At 61.4% G+C, this 23,476-nt stretch carries 23 protein-coding genes and 3 pseudogenes; 11 read left to right on the top strand and 15 right to left on the bottom strand.

Going from position 1 to position 23,476, the window contains the following annotated elements; genetic code table 11:
* Nucleotides 1-22: 22 nt before the first annotated feature.
* Nucleotides 23-760, top strand: coding sequence for a GntR family transcriptional regulator (locus tag OKW37_RS40620; RefSeq protein ID WP_244144753.1), 738 nt, complete (start codon nt 23-25; stop codon nt 758-760).
* Between the two features lie 241 nt (nt 761-1,001).
* Here the strand turns inward: OKW37_RS40620 and OKW37_RS40615 are convergent, their stop codons facing one another.
* Nucleotides 1,002-1,196 carry a hypothetical protein gene (locus OKW37_RS40615; RefSeq protein WP_184054110.1) on the bottom strand — a complete coding sequence of 65 codons (195 nt, stop codon included), beginning with the start codon at nt 1,194-1,196 and terminating at the stop codon, nt 1,002-1,004.
* A gap of 539 nt (nt 1,197-1,735) precedes the next feature.
* On the opposite strand from OKW37_RS40615, the gene OKW37_RS40610 reads away from it, so the two are divergent.
* Nucleotides 1,736-2,206: a YbhB/YbcL family Raf kinase inhibitor-like protein gene (locus OKW37_RS40610; RefSeq protein ID WP_184058686.1), complete on the top strand. Its 471-nt coding sequence runs from the start codon at nt 1,736-1,738 to the stop codon at nt 2,204-2,206.
* A gap of 202 nt (nt 2,207-2,408) precedes the next feature.
* Here the strand turns inward: OKW37_RS40610 and OKW37_RS40605 are convergent, their stop codons facing one another.
* On the bottom strand, nt 2,409-5,150 hold the full coding sequence (locus OKW37_RS40605; RefSeq protein WP_429402441.1) for a LuxR C-terminal-related transcriptional regulator: 2,742 nt from the start codon (nt 5,148-5,150) through the stop codon (nt 2,409-2,411).
* Nucleotides 5,151-5,370: 220 nt separating this feature from the next.
* Here OKW37_RS40605 and OKW37_RS40600 point away from each other — a divergent pair.
* Nucleotides 5,371-6,025 (top strand): IS6 family transposase gene (locus OKW37_RS40600; RefSeq protein ID WP_429402442.1). Its coding sequence is split into 2 segments (ribosomal slippage): nt 5,371-5,877 and nt 5,879-6,025, totalling 654 coding nucleotides; the frame shifts between segments, so codons are not numbered across the junction.
* On the opposite strand, the gene OKW37_RS40595 is transcribed toward OKW37_RS40600, so the two are convergent.
* Nucleotides 6,007-6,180 (bottom strand): hypothetical protein, encoded by a 174-nt coding sequence (locus OKW37_RS40595; protein ID WP_184058680.1) that lies wholly within the window; start codon nt 6,178-6,180, stop codon nt 6,007-6,009. The two genes, OKW37_RS40600 and OKW37_RS40595, sit on opposite strands and share 19 nt — an antisense overlap.
* Between OKW37_RS40595 and OKW37_RS40590 the strand changes: the two are divergent.
* Nucleotides 6,173-6,427: pseudogene (locus OKW37_RS40590) on the top strand (cation transporter); the annotation flags it as partial. The gene OKW37_RS40595 and the pseudogene OKW37_RS40590 overlap by 8 nt on opposite strands.
* 44 nt (nt 6,428-6,471) lie before the next feature.
* On the opposite strand, the gene OKW37_RS40585 reads toward OKW37_RS40590, so the two are convergent.
* From OKW37_RS40585 to OKW37_RS40570, 4 genes are read right to left on the bottom strand one after another with little or no spacing between them, the layout of a single operon-like run.
* Nucleotides 6,472-7,329 (bottom strand): metal ABC transporter permease, encoded by an 858-nt coding sequence (locus OKW37_RS40585; protein ID WP_429510130.1) that lies wholly within the window; start codon nt 7,327-7,329, stop codon nt 6,472-6,474.
* A gap of 17 nt (nt 7,330-7,346) precedes the next feature.
* On the bottom strand, nt 7,347-8,258 hold the full coding sequence (locus OKW37_RS40580) for a metal ABC transporter permease (RefSeq protein WP_429402444.1): 912 nt from the start codon (nt 8,256-8,258) through the stop codon (nt 7,347-7,349).
* Nucleotides 8,259-8,264: 6 nt separating this feature from the next.
* On the bottom strand, nt 8,265-9,086 hold the full coding sequence (locus OKW37_RS40575; RefSeq protein ID WP_429402542.1) for a metal ABC transporter ATP-binding protein: 822 nt from the start codon (nt 9,084-9,086) through the stop codon (nt 8,265-8,267).
* Nucleotides 9,087-9,091: 5 nt separating this feature from the next.
* The gene (locus tag OKW37_RS40570) at nt 9,092-10,108 is read right to left on the bottom strand and encodes a metal ABC transporter solute-binding protein, Zn/Mn family (RefSeq protein WP_429402445.1); all 1,017 of its coding nucleotides are present in this window, start codon (nt 10,106-10,108) and stop codon (nt 9,092-9,094) included.
* Nucleotides 10,109-10,335: 227 nt separating this feature from the next.
* Between OKW37_RS40570 and OKW37_RS40565 the strand changes: the two genes are divergently transcribed.
* The 3 genes from OKW37_RS40565 to OKW37_RS40555 all read left to right on the top strand — a co-directional run bounded on the left by OKW37_RS40565 (nt 10,336) and on the right by OKW37_RS40555 (nt 13,089).
* Nucleotides 10,336-11,343, top strand: a complete 1,008-nt coding sequence (locus OKW37_RS40565) for a CobW family GTP-binding protein (RefSeq protein ID WP_429402446.1) — start codon at nt 10,336-10,338, stop codon at nt 11,341-11,343.
* Between the two features lie 103 nt (nt 11,344-11,446).
* Nucleotides 11,447-12,637, top strand: a complete 1,191-nt coding sequence (zigA, locus tag OKW37_RS40560) for a zinc metallochaperone GTPase ZigA (protein WP_429402447.1) — start codon at nt 11,447-11,449, stop codon at nt 12,635-12,637.
* A gap of 113 nt (nt 12,638-12,750) precedes the next feature.
* Nucleotides 12,751-13,089 (top strand): hypothetical protein, encoded by a 339-nt coding sequence (locus OKW37_RS40555; RefSeq protein ID WP_429402448.1) that lies wholly within the window; start codon nt 12,751-12,753, stop codon nt 13,087-13,089.
* Between the two features lie 232 nt (nt 13,090-13,321).
* Here OKW37_RS40555 and OKW37_RS40550 read toward each other — a convergent pair whose 3' ends face one another.
* Complete coding sequence (locus OKW37_RS40550) at nt 13,322-13,657, bottom strand: ArsR/SmtB family transcription factor (protein WP_429402449.1); 336 nt, start codon at nt 13,655-13,657, stop codon at nt 13,322-13,324.
* A gap of 661 nt (nt 13,658-14,318) precedes the next feature.
* Here OKW37_RS40550 and OKW37_RS40545 point away from each other — a divergent pair.
* Nucleotides 14,319-14,594, top strand: coding sequence for a metal/formaldehyde-sensitive transcriptional repressor (locus tag OKW37_RS40545; RefSeq protein WP_429402450.1), 276 nt, complete (start codon nt 14,319-14,321; stop codon nt 14,592-14,594).
* An 8-nt stretch (nt 14,595-14,602) separates the two neighbouring features.
* Nucleotides 14,603-15,148: pseudogene (gene dmeF, locus OKW37_RS40540) on the top strand (CDF family Co(II)/Ni(II) efflux transporter DmeF); the annotation flags it as partial.
* A gap of 329 nt (nt 15,149-15,477) precedes the next feature.
* Here dmeF and OKW37_RS40535 read toward each other — a convergent pair.
* From OKW37_RS40535 to OKW37_RS40515, 5 genes are all read right to left on the bottom strand, one after another.
* On the bottom strand, nt 15,478-16,080 hold the full coding sequence (locus OKW37_RS40535; protein ID WP_429402451.1) for an SCO family protein: 603 nt from the start codon (nt 16,078-16,080) through the stop codon (nt 15,478-15,480).
* 206 nt (nt 16,081-16,286) lie between these two features.
* Nucleotides 16,287-16,649 (bottom strand): DUF1016 N-terminal domain-containing protein, encoded by a 363-nt coding sequence (locus tag OKW37_RS40530; RefSeq protein WP_184058672.1) that lies wholly within the window; start codon nt 16,647-16,649, stop codon nt 16,287-16,289.
* 254 nt (nt 16,650-16,903) lie between these two features.
* Nucleotides 16,904-17,815: a hypothetical protein gene (locus OKW37_RS40525; RefSeq protein WP_429402452.1), complete on the bottom strand. Its 912-nt coding sequence runs from the start codon at nt 17,813-17,815 to the stop codon at nt 16,904-16,906.
* A 5-nt stretch (nt 17,816-17,820) separates the two neighbouring features.
* The gene (locus OKW37_RS40520) at nt 17,821-18,033 is read right to left on the bottom strand and encodes a hypothetical protein (protein WP_184056627.1); all 213 of its coding nucleotides are present in this window, start codon (nt 18,031-18,033) and stop codon (nt 17,821-17,823) included.
* Nucleotides 18,023-19,108: a DNA-binding protein gene (locus OKW37_RS40515; protein WP_429402543.1), complete on the bottom strand. Its 1,086-nt coding sequence runs from the start codon at nt 19,106-19,108 to the stop codon at nt 18,023-18,025. The genes OKW37_RS40520 and OKW37_RS40515 overlap by 11 nt, the downstream gene beginning before the upstream one ends.
* Here OKW37_RS40515 and OKW37_RS40510 point away from each other — a divergent pair.
* Nucleotides 19,023-19,496 (top strand): annotated as a pseudogene (locus OKW37_RS40510) (tyrosine-type recombinase/integrase); the annotation flags it as partial. The gene OKW37_RS40515 and the pseudogene OKW37_RS40510 sit on opposite strands and share 86 nt — an antisense overlap.
* A 223-nt stretch (nt 19,497-19,719) precedes the next feature.
* Here OKW37_RS40510 and OKW37_RS40505 read toward each other — a convergent pair.
* Nucleotides 19,720-21,717: a PhoX family protein gene (locus OKW37_RS40505; RefSeq protein WP_429402453.1), complete on the bottom strand. Its 1,998-nt coding sequence runs from the start codon at nt 21,715-21,717 to the stop codon at nt 19,720-19,722.
* A 182-nt stretch (nt 21,718-21,899) separates the two neighbouring features.
* Entirely contained in the window at nt 21,900-22,433 is a 534-nt protein-coding gene (locus OKW37_RS40500) for a hypothetical protein (protein ID WP_429402454.1), read from the bottom strand.
* 135 nt (nt 22,434-22,568) lie between these two features.
* Here OKW37_RS40500 and OKW37_RS40495 point away from each other — a divergent pair, with 135 nt between their 5' ends.
* On the top strand, nt 22,569-23,267 hold the full coding sequence (locus OKW37_RS40495) for an IS6 family transposase (RefSeq protein WP_429402455.1): 699 nt from the start codon (nt 22,569-22,571) through the stop codon (nt 23,265-23,267).
* Nucleotides 23,268-23,476: the final 209 nt, after the last annotated feature.

Raw genomic sequence — 23,476 nt, 5'->3', positions numbered from 1 at the left:
CGACGTTATCGATACCTGACTCATGGACGACTTGACCGAAGCCGCCGCCGAAGCCCCCGCAGCATCTGGCACGAAGGTGACCTACAGCGCAAACCCCCTTGCCGAGCAGGTGTATCAGCTCATCAAGCAGGACATCTTCAGTTTTCGACTGTTTCCCGGCGACCGCTTTTCCGAAAACGACATTGCCCAACACTACGGCGTGTCGCGCACGCCGATGCGCGATGCGCTGTTCCGTCTCGCGCGCGAAGGCTATCTTGAGGTGGGGTTCCGGCGCGGCTGGAAAGTCTGCGATATCGACTTCAATCAACTCGACCAGTTGTATGACCTGCGCATCGTTCTCGAACTGGCGGCGCTCGAGCGGCTCTCGGGAGCGCCACACGATGCGATGGATGCGTTGCGAGCCGTATGGTGCGTTGACGAACGGGAACGCGAAAGCCGTCCGGCCACGATGTTCGTGCTCGATGAGGGCTTTCACCGCGGCCTCGTGAGTGCTGCCGGCAACAATGAGATGCTGCGCGTGCACAACGAAGTGACCGAGCGCATCCGCATCGTGCGTCGGCTCGATTTTCTCAAGGCGCATCGCACGAGCGCGACGTACGACGAGCATTCGGCGATGCTCCATCTCATCGATCGCGGCAAGTTTGGCGAGGCTGCCATCCTGCTGCGCGCTCACATTACGCAAAGCAAGCTCGAGGTGCGAAAGATCACGCTGTCGATGCTCGCGACTGCGCGCGACGAGAAGCTGCCCTTCGTCAGCTAGAGAGTGCCTTTCCGGGGCTTTGGCGCAACTATCTGGCGCGGTCTCCGGACACAGCCTTCAGCCTTCATGTCTTCGAGACGCCCTTGAAGGGGTAATCGTACTTTCCATGCAGAATTTGGCATTCCACCCCGGCGACTACGAGGAAGTCGAAGATCCGAGGGCTCGTCGGTACTTCGCGGTTCGCCGGTTGAGGCTAGCTGCTCGCTCGAGTCCCAGCCGACACGCGGCAGGTTTCGACTTCTCAGTGTATGCGCGCGAGGTTACGAAGGAGCGAATCGCCGTCCTGCGTCACGCGAGGTCGCACTGCCCCGCCGGCAAGCCTCTCCATGGTGACGAGCTGACGTTCAAGCAGCGTATCGAGTTCTTCCCGCTCGGCAATGTGGTCAGCCGAGTCCCTGACCAGCATTAATGTCGCAAATTCATGGGCGCTGAGCATGCTTGCCTCCTGATAGCTTGAGTAGGTGCTGTACGGATTGTGTTGGCTGAGACACTCGCTTTTGACGTCGCCTGCCGATTGCGCGCTCGCTGCAATGGCGCGGGGAGTTGATGGTAGGGGCAGCGCAGCGGCGGGGCAATCCAGGGTCGTCCCGCATATTGGGTCGATTGGGGAGTGCCGCACTGCAACAGATGCGGTGGCGATCACGCAAATACGGGGTTTCGGCACGCTGGAGATTGGGAGGATCGTCGACGTAGCCGTTCGGGCTGTAAGCCGCCTTCTCGAGTTGAGCCAGTTCGGCCGCCAATGACTACAATTTAGGGATAGTCGCATTCCCCAAGGAGGCTGCCATGGCTCAATCAATGATCAGTTTTTGGGTTGGCCTTGTGGTTCTCGTTGTCGTTGCATCGGCCTTGTCCAGGCGCTACAGGCACGATCACCCGGGAGAGAGCCTGAGTCAGTGGCTCGATACACATCATATGAGCTGGATGCATCGCAAGCACTAGCTGGCGGCGCGGGCTGACGCCGAGGAGCGCACCATGGCCTTCACCCTCACCTCACAAGCTTTCCACGAAGGAAGCGAGATTCCTCGGCGCTACACCTGCACGGGCGCGGACGTCTCCCCGCCGCTCTCGTGGTCCGGGGTACCCGCCAACGCGAAAAGCCTCGTGCTGATCGTCGACGACCCCGACGCGCCCGACCCGGCCGCGCCACGGATGACATGGGTCCACTGGGTGCTTTACAACATCCCGACGACGGCTCCCGGTGTTCAGGAGGGCGTGACTGCGGGCGCGCTTCCGGCAGGCACACTTGCAGGCACCAACGACTTCCATCGCACCACGTATGGCGGCCCATGCCCGCCCACTGGCCGTCATCGGTATTTCCATAAGCTCTACGCGCTCGACACCGTGCTGCCCGATCTTCACAAGCCCACAAAGGCGGCGTTGGAAAAGGCGATGCAAGGCCATGTCGTGGCGCACACCGAACTGCTCGGCACATTCAAGAAGTAACACGCAGCCCCCTGGACGCTACTTGTCCGGGATTGTCGATTCCGCGTCGATGACAAGAAGCGCATCCAGCAGCTTGAGAAGGAATTGCAGCGCAAGAAGGCGCTGGCCGAAGCGGCTGCGCTTGTGATTCTGAGAAAAAAGTCCAGGCGATCTGGGGATGTCCGCGCCGAATCTGGTGAGGGCTATTGCATATGGCTCGTCACTACATGGCCGCGCGGCGCTCTCCTACCCCAAGTCCAAAAACTCTCTGTACGGCGTCAATTCGCGAATTTACGTCGAGCTTTTCGAAGATATTTTTCAAATGCCACTTGACCGTCTCGGGTGCCAGTTTCAACGACCGGCCGATTTCCTTGTTCGAAAGACCGCGGGCAACGCACTCGACTACCTCAAACTCCCTCGCACTAAGAGCATCCGGTGACAGCGGCACGGCCTCAACATGCGCGGGCGACGCAGCCGGTGAGTTGCCGAAGGCATCAAAAGCTGTAAGCAGCCTGTCGACATACGCCGTTTCTGCCGTGGAAACATTCGCTGAAGCCAAGCGAAATTGCTGTAGCAACGCGCGCACGGGTGGCCCCTCATCAACGAAGCTGTTAATCATGCCGCTCTGCCTTCCGAGCCGTAGCGCTCGTTCGAGCGCACCAAGCGCCTTTTCGGACGCTCCACATTGCGCGAGCGCGCATGAGAACAGCAAGGAAACCACAGCCTCCGAATAGCGCCTGCCCGTAGCAGCCAGAGTATCGAGCAAAGGTGTGAGAAGCGTGACGGCTTCATCTGCACGATCCCCGGCGATCAGTACGCGAGCCTGCAGGAGACAATAGCTCGTCCAGGTGTCTACCGCGCACCCAGTCCGCCCTTCGCACATCATTGGCACGCTCTTGCTCAGTTCGTCGGCGATCTGTCTCGCTTGAGCAACGTTGCCTTCTACAAGGAGCAATCTTACCGTTTCGGCATCCAGCGCCAACTTCAGACGTAGCCAGTGTCGGGTTACGGCGGCCTGTCGACCGTCTTCGAGAATAGCCAGCGCCGAACCCATCTCCCCGTCGCGCCACAGCAAGCGTGCTGCAGACAGTATATGGCGCATCAAACCAGTTAGCGGCGAGGTTTCCAGTGCAGCGGTCGTGCGGCCCGCGATCATCCTCCGCGCTTCAGGCAGTTCGTTGCACTCATAGTAGATCGCAGCAAGGCAACTGGCCGCCCAGGTTGCGCAGGATGACGAGTGGCCCCATGCTTTTTCGATGCGGTGGAACATCGCCTCAAAAATTCGCCTTGATTCAGACAGCTCGCCATGCATAAATGCAGCAACACCGAACGACGAGCGTCGAAACATATCCGAGTAGTCGGGCTCCTGACCCTGTTCAACTCGCTCGCCGACGGCGTCGCGTATTTCACGTATCTGGTCGAACCTACCCCTGTGCATCAAGCCGAAGAGCTGCGCGAATTGCGCACAGCGCTGCACCCACGGCGCTGTAGGCGCCATTGAGGCTTGAGCAGCACGCCCTAGTTCGAGCGCCCGCTCGCTTTCCTCCACCATGGTGGCGATCAGTGCGCTGACCGCGTTGATCTCCGCCAATGCCGCTTCCTCTACCATGCTGGTATCCTTGCGACGCCCGCGAAAGAATTCGTTGTTAACAGCAGCAACCTCCCTCGAGGCGGCGTCCGGCTGAATCGAGAACACGAGCGCCCATGCTTTCGTCAGGCGCAAACGAAGCCGTTTCTGGATGACATCCGGTGGCAGTTTTCCGATCCATCCTAGCAACGTGTTCAACTCACCGCGCTCGAGCATCTCCGTCGCACAGTTTTCAACCCACTGTGCCGCCTGCTCGAGTTCGCCTGCAGCCAAGGCATGTCTGACTGCCTCGGGCCAAAGACGTGCTCCTGCAAACCATTGGGACGCACGACGGTGCAGCAACGGGACGTGTTGCGGCATCTGGCGAAGAAGGCGCCGACGAAGTGCGTCGGACAGGAGCGCATGATAGCGGTACCAGTGCCGTGTTTCATCCAGCGGCCGGATGAACACGCTGTGCCGCTCGAGCCAGTCGAGCTCGCCCCCGCTTCCACTTCCCTTGCCCATGATGGCATCGCACAACTCAGGGGCGAGTCGTTCAAGAATCGACGTATACAGCAGAAACTTCAGCATATGGAGCGGCAGATGTGCGAGCACGGTATCGTTCAGGTACGAATCGATTCCGGAGCTGACTCCGACCAGCGCACCGGCGACCTTGGCCGCATCGCCCACATCGCGTAGCGCAAGAGCAGCAAGTTGCAAGCCAGCGACCCACCCCTCCGTTGCCTCGTTCAGCAACTCAACACTGGTCCGGTCAAGCGGCACGGTGCCTGTCCGGTCAAAAAATGCCTGCGCATCGGCGATCGAAAAACGGAGATCGTCGACATCAATACGAACTAGTTCCTCTGGAGCTCGAAACTGACCAACTATCAAGGCCGGTTCACCTCGCACCCCGAGCAGGATATGCATGTTCTCGGGGGCATAGCGAAGCAGACGGGAAGTAATCGCAAGAACTGGTTTCGCAGTCAGACGGTCGGCGTCATCCAGCACGAGGAAAACGCGCCTGCCGGATGCAGCGATCCCGTTCAGGAGTAGTGAAATGACCGTTCTGATAGGAGTCAGCGGATCGTTATTAAGGATCTGTTGCGCTTGCGAGGCAATTTCCGCCGAGGCCCTGGCGAATGCGGCCACCAGGTAAGCGCAGAACTGCTGCGGATCATCGTCTTCTGCGTCGAGGCTGAGCCACGCAACAACATGCTTTCGCTGCGACAGCGCTTCACACCAACCAGCAAGCAATGTCGTCTTGCCGAACCCCGCCGGGGCGGTCACGACGGTGATGCTGCGAACCGGCTGCTTACGCAACCACTTAAGCAACACGGATCGTTGCACGCAGCCAGACGGAAGACGGGGCGGGAGCATCTTGGTCTGAATCAGCGACACGCTCCATGGGCGATCGGTACTGTCTGAAGACGCATGCATGTTTGTCCTCTACTGGCCCCCAATCCAGAAATAATAGCGCGAAATTATGCCAGCGCTATTGCTGCGACCCATTGCACGCCGCTCCGTCCAGGTCACTCAGCAGACGGACATCAGACCCGCGACCCCGCCGCACCGGTTCTGTTGCAATAGCGGAGGCTGGTACGCTGCGGGACCTAACAGGATGCCGCTCGAGATAATGTTGGTGTGCGTGCGTTGGTACGTGGCCTACCCGCTGAGCTTGCGCAATCTCGAGGAGATGATGGCCGAACGCGGGATCGCGGTCGATCATTCGACCGTGCATCGGTGGGCCATCAAGCTTCTGCCAGTGCTTGAAAAGGCATTCCGCCGCTGCAAGCGCCCGGTCGGCAAGAGCTGGCGGATGGACGAAACCTATGTGAAGGTCCGGGGCACATGGAAGTATCTCTACCGCGCCGTCGACAAGGCCGGCAACACGGTTGATTTCCTGCTGCGAGCCAAGCGGGACAAGGGAGCGGCCCGACGGTACTTCGAGAAGGCCATCGATCAGAATGGCGCGCCCGAAACCGTAACCATCGACAAAAGCGGTGCCAATCTGGCCGGGCTGCACGCCGTGAACGCCGAGCGTGAGACGCCCATCAAGATCCGCCAGGCCAAGTATCTCAAGAATATCGTGGAACAAGACCATCGGGCGATCAAGCGACGTACCCGGACCCATGTTGGGATTCAAGGATTTCAGTTCTGCCCGCATCTTGTTGAGTGGCATTGAACTCATGCATATGATCGCCAAGGGGCAGATGAGAGACTCCGGCAAACTCAAGCCATCGGCCGCCCGGCAATTCTACTCGCTGGCGATGTGAGCAATCCTTCTCACATCGCAATCGTCCACCAAAATCGCCTTACCGCGACTGAACCGTCTGGAGATGCGGCGCTTGCCGCGCTGCTCGCCGAGCGGCACGTCATGCGTGCGGCCCGACATTATCTGGACGCCGTCGCCAGGTAGTGTGATGGCCATTCAGCTTGCGCTCGCCGACCGGTTTGCTCGAAGCAACTTGACCTTTGTAGTAGCTACAGCGTCTATCGTAGTCACCGTGATGAGACGCGTCGAGGTCGAAACGGTGAACTCTTCTCTGCCGCTGAAACTGCGCATCGGGGGCACGGACTGCGCGTCTTGTGCGTTGAAGATCGAGAACGCGATGAAGCGGCTGCCAGTCGTGTCCGACATCAACGTTAGCTACGGCCAGGAAAGCCTGACCCTCACATTCGACGAGGACCGCACGTCGCTTGCCGCGATTGAGGCCAAGTCTCATGCGCTCGGCTTCACGCCGGTTGGCGGTCCCGTCAGTGAGCCGACTGGTGCCTCCGAGGCCGGCCGTTCGTCGTGGTGGCGCGCGAAGGCTCGTGCCCGGGTCCACACCTGCCCCACTCCGTAACAGGCGGCCCCAAGCATGCCAACGAAGAAACCGACTGGCCAGTTGGAGACATAGGAGAGGGCGATCGATGTCCACACCGTGACGAGCGAAATTCCAACCGACACGCATATCGCAAGAATCGGCCGGTCAGTCAGCGAGCGGGCCGCAGCCGCGGGTCCAATCATCAGGCTGAACACTAGCAGCGCGCCCACTACCGGGAGCGCCATTGCCGTCGCAAGCGCCAGGATGCTCATGAACGCAAGTTCCATCGCGCGGCTCGATACGCCTCTCGCCTTCGCCAGATCGGGCGATACCGAACTGAGCAGGAGTGGCCGGAAGAGCACAACCCCAACCGCAATCGAGAACCCGCTGATCGCGGCAACCGGCGCGAGATCGGTGTTGCTCACGCCCAGTACTTCGCCGAAGAGAAGGGCATAGACCGCTTGTGAATACTCGCTCGTCATGCTCAGGAACAGCGCCCCGAAGCCTAGCAGCGTGACGAGGCACAGGGCGGTTGCTACTTCGTGTCTTCCGCGCCGGCTCAGCCAACTGATTCCGATCACGCCGAGACCAGCGAAGACGATCAGGCCGAAGAGCGGATTGATACCGAGCAGGCTTGCCGCTGCAGCACCCGGAAAGGTGCCGAGCGGCAAGGCGTGCGCGGCGAACGAGGCGCCTCGAATCACCACGAAGAAACCGATGAATCCGGCGACCGCTGCCACGATGCTCGCCACGATCCACGTGTTGGTCATGAAGCTGGAGAACATGGTCAGGCCTCACCCGGTTCACGGGCGTTCAGGGCGATCCGCGCGCCGGTTGGGGGCTTCCGTGCAGGTCCGGCGCGACCTGTGATGACATACAGGGCGAAGATAAGCGTCACCACGAAGAAGCTCACTGGCCAGCCGTGCCCGGGTGTCCAGTAGTAGCTGTCGTACGCGAGCAGGATGCCACCCCAGGTCGTGCCCAGGCCGATTAACGCGGACAGACCCGTGGCCCAGCCTGGCCGCTTTGCCACCCTCAAGGCGATCGCCGCCGGACCTATCAGGAGTGCGGTCGACAGGATGGCGCCGACGGTAATGGCTGATAGGGAAACGGCCAGCGCCAGTACCAGCAGGTGCAGGAGTCCGACCGTCCGTACCCGCACGCCCATGACCGCAGCCAGCTCTGGGTCAACGGAGCTGAGCAGCAAGGGACGATAAAGCACGCCCGCGGCAATCAACGCCCCCATCCCCACCGTCAGTGCGAGCGGAATGATCGATGCCGGAATGGCGAACATGGATCCGAACATGACGGTGATCGCCGCTCCAGTCGTGCTTTTTGATGTCACGTCGAGGTAAAGAAACAGCGCGGCAAGGCCAAGCCCCGCGCCCAGCACGACGCCGGTCACAAGATCGCGCTCACGGGCGCGGCGCACCCGCACCAGTTCCATGCCGCCCGCTGCCGTGACCGCCATGATGAGAAATCCCAGCAACGGGTTGATGCCGAGCAGGAACGACGCAGCACCGCCCGCGCTGCTCACATCGGCCAGCGCGTGGCCGGCGAAGGACTGGCCCCTCATCACGGTGAATACGCCAATTACGCCGGACACGACTGCAGCGCCGCCGCCGACTAACATCGCGGTATGCACCGGTTCGCTGCTGAAGAAGCCCGGTTCAAAGATCAGGGTGAGCAGGGAATCCATCCTGAATCAGGGAACCTGCGCAATGTGGGCGGGGTCTCGCCGAACGGCGGCAAGCATTTCGGCCTCGCTGCCGGCGGCAATCACCAGCACGCGGCCGTGCACGCGGACGACATCGATGTGATAGCCGTACAGCCTGCTCAGGACCTGGGTACGCACCACTTCGTCCGTCGCCCCGCTCGCTGCGTGGCCATTGGCGAGGTAGACGATCCGGTCCATCACCGGCAGCAAGGGATTCATGTCATGCGCCGAAAGCAGGACCGCAAGCCCGTGCTCGACGCTCAGGCGGCGCAACAGCGCGACAATTTCGGCGACGCTGCGCATGTCGAGGTTGGCCAGAGGTTCGTCCAGCAACAGCAGCCGGGGACGGCGAACCAGAGCGTGTGCGATCAGTACCCGCTGCTGCTGGCCTCCGGATAGCTCCCCGATCCGCTGGTCCGCGAAAGGCTCTGCATCCACGGCCTTGAGCATCCCGTCGACCGCCTCGCGGCGTTTTTTCGACGGTAACGGCAAGCCGAGCCTGTGGCCCTCGAGGCCGAGCGACACCAGATCCCGCGCACGCATCGGGAGGTAGGGGTCGAGCGCGATCTTCTGCGGGACGTAACCCACCGAGGTCAGGCTGCGCGCACCATTGATCCTGATGCTACCTGCACTCGCTACCTGGAAGCCGAGGATCGTACGCAGCAGCGTGGTCTTGCCCGAACCGTTCGAACCGATAAGGCCGCAGAACTCTCCCGCTTCCAGACTGAAACTCACCTCATGTAGCACGCTGTGCCCCGGGAAAGAAACGCTCACCCGGTCGACCGCAAGGACCTCGTTGCCAGGGCACATGCCGCTCACTGCACAGCCTGCAAGGTTTCGGTGGACACGTTGGAAGTCACTGCCTTTTCCAGCGCATTGACTTCCGCCAGCATCCACGACTGGTAAGTAAAGCCGGGGGTTGGCATGGTCTCGTAGACGCCGACCACCGGAATACCATTTTTCCTGGCCAGATTGAGGAACGACTGTGTGAGCGCATCCGTGACCTGCTGGTTGTAGACGAACACCTTGACCTTGTGGTCCGTGAACAGGCTGTTCTGTTTCGTCACGTCCTGCGGAGAGGGATCGGTGCCGTTCATGATCGCCGCCTGCAGGCTGAAGGGTGTGGCGATATCGGTGCCGACCGCTTCGAGCATGTAGTTGGCGACCGGCTCCGTCACCGCGACAGGCGTTTTCGCGTAGTGCGCCTTGAACGATGCAATTGCAGCCAGCCAGGGCTTGAGTGATGCGTCGAACTTCTTCACGTTGGCTTGAAAGTAGGCTGCCTGCGCAGGGTTCAATGCGGAAAGGTCCGCTGCCACTGCCTTCGCAACCGCCGGCATGGTTTTCGGGTCGTACCAGAGATGCGGGTTCGGCGTGCTGTCGGGCAGGCCGAGCAGGTGTTGGGCGTCAATGACCTTGCGTTTGTTGTTGGGCGCGGCTGCGATGATCTTGTCGGCCCAGGCGTCGTATCCCACGCCGTTCTTGACGATCAGATCGGCGGAAGCAAGCTGCGCTGCCACCTTCGGGTTGACCTCGAACGTGTGTGGATCCGTATTGGGATCCGTTTCGATCGCGCTCACCTGAACGTACTTGCCGCCGATCTGGGCGATGACGTCGGCGTACTCGTTTTCGACACCGATGGCGTTGATTACGCCAGCCGCTGCTGATGCCGCCATGGCGCTTCCCTGATGCACGGCAAGCAGTACCAATGCAGCCGAAAGGCTACCGATGGGCTTTAGTGCGGCGCGCCAAACAAACCGGTCTGGCTGTCCTGAACTCCAGGATGCGCGGTGCTGAACGGAGTTGCAAAGCCTGGCGGCGATTTTTTTCATTGGCGTTCCTGGCACGAAAAATAACAATCCGATAGGATTAGATACGTTATAACATAACATATGTGGTGTCCAGCGTTCCCGGCAGACAGACTGGCCGTCCCGGACCGTGGCATCAGCGAGGCGGGCTGTCACCGCATGGGGGCATCTCGACCGTAACCATTTGCTCGGCGCCCGGGCACCTCGACGGGCGAACATGCTTGAGCGCGTGCCGCTCACAGGAGAATGCAATGCAAGATGCAACCGGCTTCCAGCGTATCCCGACGACCATCCTGACCGGCTTCCTCGGCGCCGGAAAAACGACCTTGCTCAACCGCATCCTGACCGAGCATCACGGCGGACGCGTTGCGGTCATCGAAAACGAGTTCGGCGAAGCGGGCATCGACAACGAATTGCTGGTGCAGGACGGTAACGAGCAGATTGTCGAAATGAACAATGGCTGTATCTGTTGTACGGTGCGTGGCGACCTGGTGCGCATTCTTTCGACGCTCGCCGCGCGACGGGAGACAGGAGAACTCGCGTTCGAGCGGGTCATCATCGAGACAACGGGACTTGCCGATCCGGCGCCCGTCGCGCAAACGTTCTTTGTTGACGATGTCGTGCAGGAGAAATACCTGCTCGACGCCATCGTGACGGTGGTCGACGCACGGCATGGCGGCGAGCAGCTCGACGAACATCACGAAGCGCAGGAGCAGGTCGGATTCGCGGACCGTATCCTCGTATCCAAGGTGGACCTCGTTGGCGAAGAGCAGGCGCAGCAACTGATGCGCCGGTTGCGGCAGATGAACCCGCGCGCGACGATCAGGCCGGCACATTTTGGCGAGACGGACCTGAAGCAACTGCTCGACATCCGCAGCTTCAGTCTGGATGCCATTGTCGACATCGAGCCCGATTTCCTTGAAGACGTTTCGCACGAGCATGACGACGATGTGACGTCCTTCGTCTACCGCACTACTGCGCCTCTGGATCAGGACAAGCTCGAGGCGTTCTTCAGCGCCACGGTGGCGATCTATGGTGCCGCGATGCTGCGCTACAAGGGTGTGCTGAACCTGGCGGGTGTCGACCGTCGCGCAGTGTTCCAGGGCGTACATATGATTTTTGGCGCGGATATCGGTAAGTCCTGGGGCGCGAATGAAACGCGCGAAACCCGGATTGTTTTCATCGGCAAACAGTTGCCACATGATCTTTTCAAGGCGGGCCTCGACAACTGTATGGTTGGCGAAGTCCTGCAGAACTGACACGAAGGATCGCGCCTGCTTGCCGCGCACCCGCCTCGGCCAGCAGGCTGGCCGTGTCGATTCATGCGATCTTCTTCACCACGTTTGAGGCTCCACTTTTCCCATGCACAAGCTCCCCGTCACCGTACTGTCCGGCTTTCTCGGCGCGGGCAAGACCTCGCTCCTGAACCACGTCCTGAATAACCGCGAAGGCAAGCGGGTGGCCGTAATCGTGAACGATATGTCGGAAGTCAACATCGACGCTCAGCTGATTCGTGACGGCGGCAGCCAGCTCTCGCACATCGACGAAAAGCTCGTCGAAATGAGCAACGGTTGCATTTGCTGCACATTGCGCGAGGACCTGCTGATCGAGATCCAGCGGCTCGCGCGGGAGAACCGCTTCGACTATCTGCTGATCGAATCCACGGGCATATCCGAGCCCTTGCCGGTGGCGGAAACCTTCACGTTTCGCGACGAACAAGGTCACAGCCTCTCGGATATCTCTCGCCTGGACACGATGGTGACGGTCGTCGACGCCCATAACTTTGTGCGCGACTACGGTTCCCACGACTTCCTGGCGGATCGCGGCGAAACGATGGGCGGGGAAGACCGCCGCACCGTGGTCGATCTGCTGACCGAGCAGATCGAGTTCTGCGACGTGATCGTGCTGAACAAGACGGACCTTGTGAGCGCAAGCGAGTTGGAGTTGCTCAAAGGCGTGCTGCGGGTGCTGAACGCCCGCGCGAAGATCGTCGAAAGCCGCTTTGGCCAGGTGCCGATCGGGCAGGTTCTCGATACCGGCCTGTTCGACTTCGAAGCCGCTGCGCAAGCGCCTGGGTGGCTCAAGGAGATGCGCGGCGAACACATTCCCGAAAGCGAACAATATGGCATCACCAGCTTCGTCTACCGCGCGCGCCGTCCGTTTCATCCGCAGCGTTTCTTCGACTGGATTCAGAGCGAGTGGCCGGGCGTCGTGCGCTCAAAGGGGTACTTCTGGCTGGCCTCGCGCAACCATGCGGTCGGCGAATGGTCGCAAGCCGGCGCGGTCTCGCGTCACGGACGCGCCGGGACCTGGTGGGCGGCCGTGCCCAGGCACGCCTGGCCGCAGGAGCCCGAAGCACAGGCTATCATCCGAAGCCGCTGGCATGAGCGTTTCGGGGATCGTCAACAGGAGCTGGTCCTGATAGGCACCGGAATGGACGAGGCAGCCTTGCGCGCGTCCTTTGATGCCTGCCTGCTAAGCGAGGACGAACTGGCCCGTGATGAAGTCGAGTGGCACAAATTTACCGACCCGTTCCCTGAGTGGACGCAGTAAGGTGTGTCCACCCAGGCAGTAACCTGGCACCAGGCATACTCAATCGTATTGAGGTACTTCGCCTGCCTGGCGCCGGGCACTCAGGCGAGCTCAACCGGGCCGTGGTCGTCGCAATGATCGCCGTGCGGATGGTGCAGGTGGCCGTTGACCAGGTAGTCGACGTGATCGCCATGCGGTACCGCTTCGTGGCCGCATGCCGGCCCGTGGACATGTCCCGACTCATGACCGCCGCAATTGGAAGTACATTGATCCGGATTTTTTGCGCTCACCTCCAGCCGGTGTTCGTCCACGTGATCGCCATGGGGGTGATGCAGGTGGCCATCGTGCAGATAGTCAGTGTGATCGCCATGCCTGATCGCAGTGTGTCCGCAGTTCGGACCATGCTGATGGTCATGATGGGCATGATGCGGTTCGTTACAGGTGCTCATAGCAGTGCTCCTCGACTCACGTGATAGTGAACGCATGACGTGGGCTTCGCGGCGTGCCCCCAATGGGCAACGGTTAATCCGGCCAGATGTTAAAGCGATCCTCCTTACGCACGCCGAAGTCAACGCCCTTTGTTTCCGTCTAGATGATGCCATGCCCCCGATGAAGCAAACGCGTCTGTGCTTTAATTAACCGGCGCGGTGGGTTCGATAGCCGGAAAATATCGGGGTTTGCCTTGCAGGTCAGCTGCAAAACCCGTCATTCCTCCTTCGGTGGCTCATCAAATTCGGACGGCGGATACTCACACTCGTGTTCAGCCATGTCGCTGATGACACGCTTTACGTGCTCGTCAGTTGCTACACAGAAAATCTGTTTTCCGCACCGATCGGCGCGCAGCCCCCGGGCTGCGCGCAAAAGCCGCAGGTGACGGCTGACGAGCGTTTGCGCCAGGCCATATCTTGCCGCGATGTAGGAAACGCACATCGGCACGCGAAGGCATGCTGCAATTATTTTCAGGCGGGTCGGATCGCCGATCTGCCGGAACATCTCTACCGGTTCCGCGACCTGGTCGTCGGTCAACTCGGATGCCTGCATTTTTGCATTCCAAAGAGTCGCGTCGCCAATAGATGACGCACCGCCGCATGCACGGAAATACCACGGTTGCCCGTCTCCTGCCAGGGGCCAGCGGGATATCGAAGTCGACCAATAGTTCTCGACACATTAACGTGGACGGCACCCAGGCGCGACGAAAAGGCTATGTACGAAGGGTCGAATTGGGCGATTAGCTATCCGCAACCGAGCGATGGCGGCTGCACCTTCAAGGTAGCCTTTCGATCGGAGCCAGGTCGAACGGCCGCGACGGGTTCGCGTAGCGTCGCTCGCAGCATCTGAAGCACGCGGCGCATATTCTTATCACACGATGCTGTGTCCGGCCAGAAGCAGCCGATCACGTCAGGAAAACGTATGCCTGCTTCTTCCTGGTGACCGGACGCCAAAGCGGCACGAGCCAATCGCAATGATCGCGCGCCTGGCGCGTCCCGGTGGGACGGTGACGCCCTATCGCGTATCGTGGATTCGCTTGCACGTGCCGTCCTCGCGCAAACAAAGTCCATCCATAAAGGCCGCTGCCCGAAAGGCGAAGCCGGGTCTAATGCAGTCAAATTCTTTCAATTCGCCTTCGTTCACCGGGGGAGAATTAGCATATCCCTCCACCCTATCTGGCATATACGCTCCTGCGGTATATCGGAGGTCATTCATGAGCCACACCATTCGTGAGAAACAGAAGCTTCTCAACCGGGTCCGCCGCATCAAGGGGCAAGTGGAAGCCATCGAGCGGGCGCTTGAGGCAGAGCGTGGATGCATCGACGTCCTGCAGCAGATAACCAGTTGTCGCGGCGCGATGAATGGCCTGCTGGCGGTAGTGCTCGAGGAGCATATCCGCACGTATCTCGTCGATGCCGAAATCCACAAAGAGCCGGCCGGCAGCGCGACTGACCAGCTAATCGAAGTCGTTCACAGCTATTTCAAGTAGAGCAGCACATGAGTGATTTCAAAGACTCGGCGTTCGGCGCAGGACACGACCACATCTTTCTGGGCGCGGCTCACGAGCAGAACGAGCGCAGGACCTGGGCGGTCATTGCGCTGTGCAGCGCGATGACGCTGATTGAAATCATCGGCGGCAATATGTTCGGCTCACTGGCGCTTGTTGCAGACGGTCTGCACATGTCGACGCACGCTGGAGCAATGCTGATTGCAGCCCTCGCGTACACATACGCGCGTAAGCATGCTGCCGACCCCCGCTTCGTTTTCGGTACTGGCAAGCTTGGCGATCTCGCGGGCTTCACGAGTGCCATCGTACTTGCCATGATCGCAGTGCTGATTGGGTACGAGGCTGTGTCGCGCTTTCTGCCGCCAGTATCGATTCATTTCGGCGAAGCGATTCCCATCGCGGTGGTAGGCCTGTTGGTCAACCTGCCGAGCGCGTGGCTGCTCGGCGACCATCACGGGCATGGTTACGAAGACGAGGCGCAGAAGATCTTCGCTCCGTCCGGTGTGTTTGCCGTTTCCATCTTCGAAGATGGCATCATGCGGTGCTCCAGCGCTTTAAGGGGTTGTCCCATGTCACGGTCGAGGTCCAGCCTGCTCAAGCGGTGGCGTGATCCACGATGCTACCGGCGCCACACACTTGTATGCCAGGAAACCTTGCGTTGAGCGTGCATAGGGATTCTGGTCGTAGCCGGTTATTGACCAGCTGAACGCGGTGGTATGCGTGGAACTTCGGGCGGCGACAACAAGCGCTCCTCCGGGCGAATCTGGCCGGAATCTCCGACGTACGTCCGACTCTATCTGTTGAAAACACCGTGGGTGCGCGGGCTCGTTCGCGGCCTCTTCAGCACCGTCGCGGGCGCCTGTCGTCAGGTCTCGTCGGCCAATTGACGCAGATCGTGCACAAATGCGTCGACCGGATCGTCGTCCGCACCGATCAGGCGCGCGCGCCCTTTCGCATCGAATATGTAGATCGCCGAGCTATGGGTTACCTCGTATCCACCGTTCGCGCGGGGCTTGTCAGCCTGGTACGCGACGCGATAGCGTTGCGCGAGCGCCTTGATCGCGCTGTCGGAACCGGTCAGGCCGACGTCGTGCTTTGCGTCAAACGCATCGACATACGCATGCATCACTGCGGGCGTGTCCCGCGCCGGGTCGACACTCACGAACAGGACCTTCACATGCTGTGCGGCGCCGCCCAGTTGATGCGTCACTTGGGCCAGTTTGGCCAGCGTCTCCGGGCATACGTCCGGGCAATGCGTGTAGCCGAAGTAGACGAGTGTGACATCACCTGCCAGGTTCGCCTGGCTAATCTGCTTGCCGGCGTCGGAGGTCAGCGCGAAATCCAGATCGGGCAAATGCCCCTGGACGTCCGTGAGCTTCCACGGCTCTTCATGGTGGCAGGCGGCAAGTGAAACAGAGAGCGTTGCGCCGACAACGAGACGCACACAGCGATCAAAGAATGGGGGCATGGATTGGTGCGGCATTGCCGTCGCAAAGATCAGGATTGGGAAGTACAGTCTATTGCGGAGAGCTTTCATTCGTCTGCCCGCGTAGTGCCTCATCCGCTTTACAACTCTCAACGACAAGGCTCCATTCGAGGGCCGTTGCGCCACAGGCCGCGTCACCCGAGCGCGCCAAAATGTCGCGCGTAAGGCGGGAAGCGAAGAGGGAATGCTTAAGGCTTCACCGGGTCGTCGATGTAGATCAGCGTCTTCAGGTGCGTCCAGCTCAATTCTCTCCGCACTGCGGAGACCATCGCTTCGTCGGCAAAAACCTCCGCAAGACGCATGCAGTGGCGCAACTGCTTGTCGCTCCAACCGCGCCCGTATTCGGCGGTAAGCTGACGCGCCAACGATCCGATCACCTGTTGCCCGTACTCCGCGCGGGCGCCCCGCAATACCTCTGCCTCAATACGATGCCCCACCTGCCAGTACAGCAGTGTCAGTTCTGCATTGATCGCAACGGCGGCCCGTTCGCGCGCCGAATCGATCAGCAGTCGGACTTCGTCAAGCAAGGAGGAAGGCGTAAGGTCGTTCATACTTTCATGCTCAGGTGTGCGGCTACCGCCGCGTTAAAACTGCCCGCGGACGGCCCAATCTGTCTTCAAACCCGTCACCGGGGCTTGCGCCGGCGAGTGTCCGAATTGTCTCCGCAGTGCGGAGACAATTACGGATACCTGTTCGGCCTCGCGGCCGTCTCCTCGCCCGGGCGAACCGTCCGCCCCCGGGTCGCATCTCGCGAATGATTGCAGGACGACTGCCCGATGTGACCATTCGCGGCCTCGCTCACCGATCAACGGTGCTGCACTTTCCGTGTCGCCATGTAGGTGTCGAACAGGCCCGCATGCAGCCGGCTGAGCTCCTGGCGCAGCCCGATGAGTTCATGCTGGTCGCCTTCGTGCTCCCGGCGCCGGATCTCTCCGAGCAGGGCCGTCGCGCGCGATGCCGCCTGGTCACGCTGCACGCGCGCCTCACCTAACCTGCCGGCGAGCGCCGGCTTCACCAACAGCAGCCATGCCGGGAACCACAAATAGTCGTCGACCTCGCCGGTGCCAGGGAATTCGGCATCGAAGCGCCGGCGCAGCGCGTCCAGCGAAGCATCACCCAAGGTGGGCAACAACGCCACGAACCTCGCCGGCGCCAGCCACGCCAGCTGCGCGAGCAGCGGCCACGCCGCATCCAGGCCGGCCGCCCGGTAGCGTGCCTCGGTCATCCACGCAAGCGGTGCCGGGATGCGCGACCAGGACTCGATGGCTTCGACTGCTTCAATCGCAGCCGCCCCGTCGCCCGCCAAAAGCCACAGCGGCACGGCGTGACTGTCTGCGTCGGCGGTACGAAACGGTAGCGATTCAGCCCGCTGAGCAAGCGCTCGCCAGCACGGCGTGAGCCACGACTGAACATTCTGCGCGGGCAGCACCCGCCGGGCGGCAGGTACGACCTCGTCCTCGAGATGCCGGCGTGCGCTGGCCAGCGTCTCGTGATCAGAAAAGGGCGTGGGCGATCCGCGTTCCAGCTCACGAACCAGCACGCTCATCGCTGGGAGCGCGCCATCGTCCGGATATTCGCCGGCGAGCAGCTCCAGTGCCGTTCGCGCCGCCACCGCATCGCGCCGCTGCAGCGGCTCCAGCACGTCGTTACGCAACATGACATCACGGCTGTCGGCGAAAATGTCGAGCTGCTGAATGGTGGGCTGCTGCATGTTCATCCCGCTCAGAAGAGCTGATCGTGAAGAGCGGCCAGATTAGCCCACTTCACCGTGCTGCGGAAGGTGCTTCCGTCTTCGTGCACCGACTCGATGATCACGCGCTGGCCGCTCGCTTCGGCGATCACGCGCACGGTCCGCTCGCCATAGCGCAACAGCGCGCCGATCGGCGGACAGACCGGGGCCTTCCGTCTCTTGCGCGGGCGGGTTCTATTTTCCATCCCTCTTTCCCCGCTTGCGGTGCACTACGGTCTTGCTGGCTGGCGCGGGCGTGACGCGCGGCGCGCGTGAAGGGCGTGTCGCCACCGGGCGCGCCGGGGTGGAGGCGGACTTCGCACGGGCTGGGCGGGCGTCGCGTGTATCCGCCTGCCGCAGTGCCGCCAGCTGTTGCTGCATCGTGACGTTCGTGGCCAGCACGGCATCGAGCCGTCCCTGCAGCACGCCCGCCTGGCGACGCACGTCCCCGAGCCGCGCCTGCAGCGCCTCGACCGCCCGGTGATGGTCCGCCCCGCGACTGTCGGCCCGCTTCACCGCGGCATCGAGGTCCTTCCGCAGCTTCGCGGCCGCACCCCACTCGCGGTCGATCTCCAGCAGCGCGCGCTTTTCCGATGCTCGCAGGCGCTCCTCGGCGCGTTCCGCGCTCTCGCGCAGCTTCTCGAGATCCCGCGAGAAACCTTCGCGCACCTTGTCCAGTTCACGGTCGCGCACGAGCGCCTCGGCCTTGAGCCGGACGACCTCGGCCTCGCACGCCTGCCGCGCCGCGTGGCCCTCGGTCTGCGCCTTTTCCAGTTCGCGCACCTCGACCTGCGCGGCAAGGAGCGTCGCCGTGCGCTGTTCGAGCGCGGTCTCGACGCGACCCAGTTCGTCGCGGGCAGCAACGACCGACCGTTGCGCCTCGACCTCGTCGCGCAGCGCGTCGAGCGCGGCTTCGGCAGAGGCGGTTGCGCGGGTCCAGAGCGCCGCGACCAGTTCGCCGGCGGCCGGCCCCAGATCGGCGGGCAGGTCGGGGTGTTCGATGCGCACCCGGCTCTTTTCGCGCAGTTCGGCCCAGAATTCACCGAGCACCTGGGTCGGCGTGCTCATGCTGCCGCGCTTCACTAACTGGTAAAGCCGGTTCGCGGTCGGCGCGATCCCGAAGCGGAAGAACAGTAGCGCGCAGACTTCGCGGTACAGCTCGCGGGTCTTCGGGAATTCGCCTTTCAGGCGGTCGATTTCAGCCGAGAGGCGGGTTTCGTCGGACAGGACGCCCCTCGATGCGCTTGAACTGTCCGCCGATCTCGACGGCCGCGATGGCAGCAACCGGGCGCGCGGGCATTCACAGATCGCCGCCCACGACGACCTGAATGCGGTCCGCGCATGGCTCGCGCGGGTCGCCGACAAAAAGGCCACCTTCGAGAATTACCGCAAGGAAGCCGAACGGCTGCTGCTATGGGCGATCGTGCAACTGGGCAAGCCGCTGTCGTCGCTCACGCACGAAGACCTGCAACTCTTCCGGCAATTCCTGAAAGACCCGTTGCCGCACGCGCGCTGGGTCGCCGACGGCGGGCGCAAATACCCGCGCCATGATCCGCGCTGGCGGCCGTTCTACAGGACGCTCCGGCCGAGTAGCCAGTACCAGGCGATGGTGATCATCAACGCGCTGTTCGCGTGGCTCGTCGAAGCCGGCTATCTGGCTGGCAATCCGCCCCGTAGTCGCTGACTATCACCACGCAGTTGCCTGAATGCAGGGCTATGTCACAGTTCGAAGAGTGTCTTGCGAACACACAACCTTGCCTCCCGGCTCCAATAAAAAACCGCCTCCAGAGAGGGGGCGATGAACCGCTCGCGAACCGTGCTTTTCGTATCGGATCAACGCGCCATCAATTTCCCCACAATGAGACTTGCGAGGATCTCTGCGAGCCTTGCCGTCACACCAGCTTGATCGATGTCGGGTCTGCTGTCAGATAGCCGACCGACGCGCCGAAGCGATCCCTGTAATTCACGCGCACAAGCGGATCGAGCGTGTCCCTGAGCGCCTGCGTATGCTGGCTGCCCCAGTCGCCGGCATGCTGGAAGTTGCTCATGATGTAGGTCCAGCCGTTGAGTTCGTCGACCGCATGCAGACCGGTCGATTCGGCGCCGGCGGGTGTCGACAGCAGACGCGTGAGCTGCTTCGTGTCGACGTTGTACGCCCACAGGAAATTGTTCACGTGGTAGCCGCTGTCCTCGCCGATAAAGAGCGTGCGCAGCTTCTCCGAGAATTTCAGGTTGTCCGGGTTGGCGACCAACTCCGGGTCGGCCTTGTTGCCGAGCGCGTCGGCGGCGATGTCCTTGCCGACCAGCAGCGCGCTGGTGTGCACCGGCACCCACTCGCTGTTGATCGCGGCACCCTGGTTATCCTTCTGGCCGCCCGCGAGCTTGTGCTGAAGCACGCCGCCGGCGTTGATCGCGGCGTCGACGGAAATGTTGCTCTCCGCGTTCCAGCCCTTCGCGTTGCCCTTCACCATCGAGTCGACGATGTTCTGCAAAGCGGAGTACGCGATCTTGTCCTTGATGTTGACCGTCGTCCCTTCCATCTTCGTGAAGCCCATGCTGCCGCCCGCCAGGTAAGCGTAGCGATGGGTTTCGAGGAAAGCCGCAACCTTCTCCTTGCCCGGCATGATCCTGACCCACTGCGCGGTGCCGCCGGCGAAGATCTTCCGGTAGTTAGCGTCGGCAGGATCGGTCCACTTGACGTCGATGACGTCCTGCGGCCGATTCGACTTCGCCATGGCCTCGACTTCCGCGCTCGTCGCGTGACCCAGCCTGATCCACGTCAGGTCCGCGCCCGCCGCGGCCGGATCGACCGAGAAGCCCGCGCCCACTTTCGCCACATACAACGTGCCGGCCGACAGGTCCTTCTCGTTGTCCGCCACGAACATGAAGAGGCCGCTGTTGGTCGCGTCGTCGCCCATCAGGACCGTGCGGTTGTCCGGCATCACCTGCACCAGTTCGTGCGAAATGCGCCCGAGGCAATAGTGCTTTCTGACCGAGCCGGTGCCATCCGCCTTGACCGTGATTTCCGGCAGATGACCATAGAGATACGGGTTGAAAGCAATGTTCGTGTTGCCGTACAGGTTATCGTTGAACGCCTTGTACTGCGCCAGATTGCTCGAGCTGGCCGTGAACGCATCCGGCTCGTATTCCTCGCTCGACAGATGCGTGTTCCACGGCGACAGGCTCGCGCCGCAGGTGATCCACAGTCCATTCGCGGGCGACGTGTCGACGTTGTGATACTTGACGAGCGTCAACTTGCCGGTGGCCGGATCCTGATCCAGCGTCAGCACCGCGATCGGCGACGGGAGGCGGCCATACATGTCACTGCCGGACTGCGAGCGCGTCGTGTATTCGAACTGGACCACAGCGAACACCGTGTTGCCCTTTACGCCGGCGACCATCGCGCCATCGATCTTCAGCAGCGACGTACCGTCCGGCGAGTCCGAAAAGAACTGGCGCCGTTGCGCGGGCACCGAATCGTCGTCGATCGGCTGGTTGTTGATGTCGAAGTACCCGCCTGCCAGCACGGTGCCGCCGTTGCCGTCCGGGACCAGATCGCCGGTCATGAAGAACGGCCGGTACGCGAGTTTGTAAGCCTTTTGGGAGCCGTCGGAATACGAAACCGTCAGGCCTGAGCCGACCGTGGTGGTTGCCATCAGCGACGGATTGGCGAGCGACGGCGCCGGCATGCTGGTGAAAGACGCCGAAGTGAAGTTCGCGACCGGGGTGGCAGGCGTAGTAGGCGTGGCGGAATTGGCCGACGGAGTCGCCAGATCGCCGCCGCAAGCGGTCAGCATCGACGCCGTGGCGATGCCGCCTAGCGGCAGCATCGGCGCACCGGCAAGTAGTTTCAGGGCCTTGCGGCGAGAAATGTCGAACGGCTCTGCCATGTTGTCGTGATCCAGGGTTCGGGTAGCGTGGGGGAATGCACAGCCGGCACGCAGTCAGCCCCAAACCACATGGTTCACGCTCGCGCCGCTATGACGCGAGGATTCTATGAAGTGAATATGAAAGTATATTGACAGGCTTTAGTAATTTTTGAATCACCCTGGTCAGCCGGCCTGCCCCGCCTCTAGCCCGGGCGGCGAAATTCGTTTTCGACCCAGGCCACGGCGCTCGCCTCGCTGAGCTTGAAGCTGGGCGCGACCTGCACTTGCGCCAACTGCTCGCCGAAGGTGTCGAGCGCGGTCAGCAGCGCGTACGGTTCGATGTCGTCCGCAACGATGTCCAGCGTGATGTCGAGTTCGTCGTTACCGTCCGCGCTCGCCACCCGCACTTCTTTATGGAGTTGCGCACGCAGTTGCTGCTCATGGCGGCGCAGGACTTCTGAGGCGGTCTTCACCAGCGTGTTGAACGCCGACGTGTCGAGGGGTTTCGGATCCTTCTTGTTGCGGCCCATCGTCCACGGCCCGACGAGCGCCGGTTCCGCTTCGCCGTCCTTGATCATTTCGACGGCCCAGCCTTCGTCGTCTTCGTTCTTGATGACGCGCGCGGTCCAGCCGTCGTCGCGCCACAGACGTGCTTCGTGCACGGCTTCGCCTAATCCGGACGAGCCTTCCGTCGTGGGATCAGCAGCGGTGTCGGACGATGGAACGGGTGTATGCAACGCTGCACGTTTGGCGTCGACACGAAGCCCAGCGCGAATGGCTTTTGCGCTTTACTTTTCCGTCCGGCGGACCGGTTCTGTTGCAATAAGGCGGTCGCCTATGATGTGCGGAACAGATGAACGACTGAAAGCTTGATGAAGACTCTGAATCCGACCGTTGCCCGCGTGCTCAAACGCCTGCATTACCCGCTTGATGTGATCCTGACTTGTGTTCGCTGGTATGTGGCCTATCTGCTTAGCCTGCGAAACCTCGAAGAAATGATGGCTGAGCGAGGCATCTCAGTGGATCATTCAACCGTGCACCGTTGGGCGCTCAAGCTGCTGCCGGTGCTGGAAAAAGCGTTTCGCCGCCACAAACGCCCCGTGGGCAAGAGCTGGCGCGTCGACGAGACCTACATCAAGGTCAAGGGCCAATGGAAATACCTGTATCGCGCCGTCAACAAGGCCGGCAACACCATCGACTTTCTGTTACGGGCCCATCGGGATAAGACTGCGGCGCGGCGGTATTTCGAAAAGTCGATGGCCCTGAATGGCGAACCCGAGACTGTGACGATCGACAAAAGCGGCGCCAATATGGCTGCGTTGCAAGCCATCAACGCCGAGCGCGAAACGCCCATCAAGATCCGGCAGACGAAGTACTTGAACAATCTCATCGAACAGGACCACCGCGCGATTAAACGGCGTACCCGCTCCATGCTCGGGTTCAAGAATTTCCGGTGCGCACGCATCCTGCTCGGCGGCATCGAGGTAGCTCACATGATCGCCAAGGGGCAGATGCAAAACAACGGGGCCCGACAAACTTTCGCCGAGCAATTCTATTCGTTGGTGAAATAGGTAGTCCTAGTCATATCCGGCTTTGCTCAAATTGCAATCGGTATCGCGACAAAACCGAACCTCTACTGCCGACTTCCACGCGCATCAATCCGAAGCGATAGCAATTCCCGCCTCCGCCGTCAACGACATTCTGGACGGTACCGGTCTGACGCTTACGATATATTCGCAATGAATTATCTCAAAATCAATTTCGTGATTGATGCGTACTG

It is taken from the genome of Paraburkholderia sp. MM5482-R2 (genome assembly GCF_050436125.1).
In the GTDB taxonomy this organism is placed as follows: Bacteria; Pseudomonadota; Gammaproteobacteria; order Burkholderiales; family Burkholderiaceae; genus Paraburkholderia; species Paraburkholderia tuberum.
This window is presented reverse-complemented; position numbering and strand designations above follow the sequence as displayed.